The organism is Granulicella sp. S190 (genome assembly GCF_009766095.1).
Classification (GTDB): Bacteria; Acidobacteriota; Terriglobia; order Terriglobales; family Acidobacteriaceae; genus Edaphobacter.
In genome coordinates this window covers 1-2,307 of record NZ_LMUD01000025.1, presented here as the reverse complement: position 1 = coordinate 2,307, position 2,307 = coordinate 1, and the positions used below count along the sequence as shown (strand labels likewise).

The 2,307-nt window shown below is 57.1% G+C and carries 1 protein-coding gene; it reads left to right on the top strand.

The window, feature by feature from the left end; translation table 11 throughout:
* Window positions 1–260: 260 nt before the first annotated feature.
* Window positions 261–2,307: condensation domain-containing protein (locus tag GSQ94_RS15720; RefSeq protein WP_254063912.1), on the top strand; the 2,047-nt coding region annotated here is incomplete at its 3' end.

Sequence of the window (2,307 nt, the reverse complement as noted above, 5' to 3'; positions counted from 1 at the left end):
TCGAGCACACCCAGGCAAAGTTGAATGCGGCCTCGATCTCCTGGAAGCGTCTTGAAACCTCACATGCCTTTCATTCCGCAAGCATGGAACCTGTACTCGATGCCTTTGTGGATCACATGCGCAAGGTCACGCTTCGCGCACCCGCGTTGCCGTATCTCTCGAACCTGACAGGGACCTGGATTACTCCGGAGCAGGCCACGGATCCGGAATACTGGGGACGTCATCTTCGCGAGACTGTCCGGTTTGGGAAAAATATCGAGATGCTGAAACAACGGAAAGAACTGGCATTTCTCGAAGTTGGCCCCGGCCAGTCGCTGACGACACTCGCACGTCACGCCATGAACGGAACATCCTTCCTCGCTCTTTCCTCGCTACCGAGAGCCCGAAGCGAAGAATCGGCCATGAAGACCATGCGAGAATCGCTCGCGAGTCTCTGGGCCAATGGCGCCACAGTTAATTGGGAAACGTTACATCGAGGAGAAAAGCGGCAGCGAATTTCCCTGCCGACCTATGCATTCGACCAGCAACGGTATTGGATCAACCGGTCTACGATTGCCCTGAAGACCACGCCATCTCACTCGCTCCTGCAGGAAGAGGCCCCGCAGTCCGCGCTCGCGCAACAATCCTCTCATGTTGCTCCCCGGCCCGAACTCTCAACACCATACACCGCGCCACGCAACGCTACGGAAGAAGCAATCGCGAAGCTTTGGGCGAACATCCTCGGCCTTGAAAAGATCGGCATACACGACCATTTTCTCGACTGCGGCGGCCACTCGCTACTGGCAGTCCAGATGATCTCCCGGCTGCGCGATCTACTGCACGTGGAAGTCTCGATTGGATCCTTTTTCGAAGGCCCCACAGTCGCGGAGCTGGCCCAGAATCAGGGCTCGATATCCGCCACCAAGACGCCCCTCGCTCCGCAGCCGCGCCCGGAACAAATTCCCCTTTCCACCGGCCAGAAGCGCCTGTGGTTTATCGATCAGTTAGAGGGCTCCAGCGCGGAATATAACCTGCCGGAGGCCCTGCGCTTGCGCGGCCCGCTGGATGTATCCGCGTTGGCCCGCGGTATCAATGACATCGTGGATCGCCATGAAGCTTTGAGAACAGCCTTCGTGCTGATCGACGGTGAACCGGTGCAGAGAATCGTGCCATCGCTGGTGATCCCCCTTCTTCTGGAAGAGGCTGGAGCCGCGGATGACGCCTCGCTTCTTGCCGTGGTTACGGCTGCGTTGCGTCGCGAGTGGGACGAGCCGTTCGATCTGGCTCATGGACCATTGCTCCGTGCGAGGCTTTTGCAGCTCGCTCCGGAAGACCACATCCTGCTCGTTACGTTTCATCACATCGTTTCGGATGCATGGTCGCTCGGGATCTTCAACCGGGAACTTGCGGAGATCTACAACGCGTCCCTGGAAGGCCGCAAGCATTCGCTCGATCCTCTTCCGCTTCAATATGCAGACTTTTCTTTATGGGAACAGCGTTCGGTCGATGAAGAAAAATTCGCTCGCGACCTCGGCTATTGGAGACATCAACTGGCCGGGCTCACCGGACGATTGGCGTTACCTGCAGACCGCTCTCGCCCAGCCGTCCCGACCTACCGTGCGGACATCTGCAGCGTAAAGACGGACAGCAATTGTCTTGCTGCTCTGCAGAAGCTCAGCCAGAAAAATCAGGCCACGCTCTATATGACTCTGCTTGCCGCCTTTTCTGTTTTGCTCGAGCGTTATTGCGGTCAAACCGACTTCCCCATCGCCACTCCGGTCTCGAATCGTCCGGCCTCCCAGTTGGAACCACTCATTGGTTTCTTTATTAACTCGCTGGTGATGCGGGTGAAGGTGGACCTCGCTCGCAGTTTTACCGATCTTCTTTCCGAAGTGCGGCGAATGACTCTCGATGCCTATGAGCATCAAAACGTGCCATTCGAACGCTTGGTGGATGAGTTGGCTCCCGAGCGCAGCCTGAGCCACGCGCCATTGAGCCAGGTAGTCTTCGCTTTGCAGAACGCTCCCGGAGGCTCTCCGGCTTTTTCTGGACTCTCAGCCGAGCCCATAGCCGGCGGCGATCTCCGCGTTCGTTTCGATCTTGAAGTCCATGCCTTCGAAAGTGACGGGACGCTTCACCTGCATTGGGTTTATGGACGCGACCTATTCGATCGCTGGCGCATCGAGCAGATGGCACACCACTTTGTGAAACTATTAGCGGAGTTGCCGAAGAATTCTGATATTGCGGTTCATGATGTGAGTCTTCTGAGCATTTCGGAGCGGGGGATCTTGACGTCTTCCCGTGGGGTGTGTGGGGCGGATACAGTTG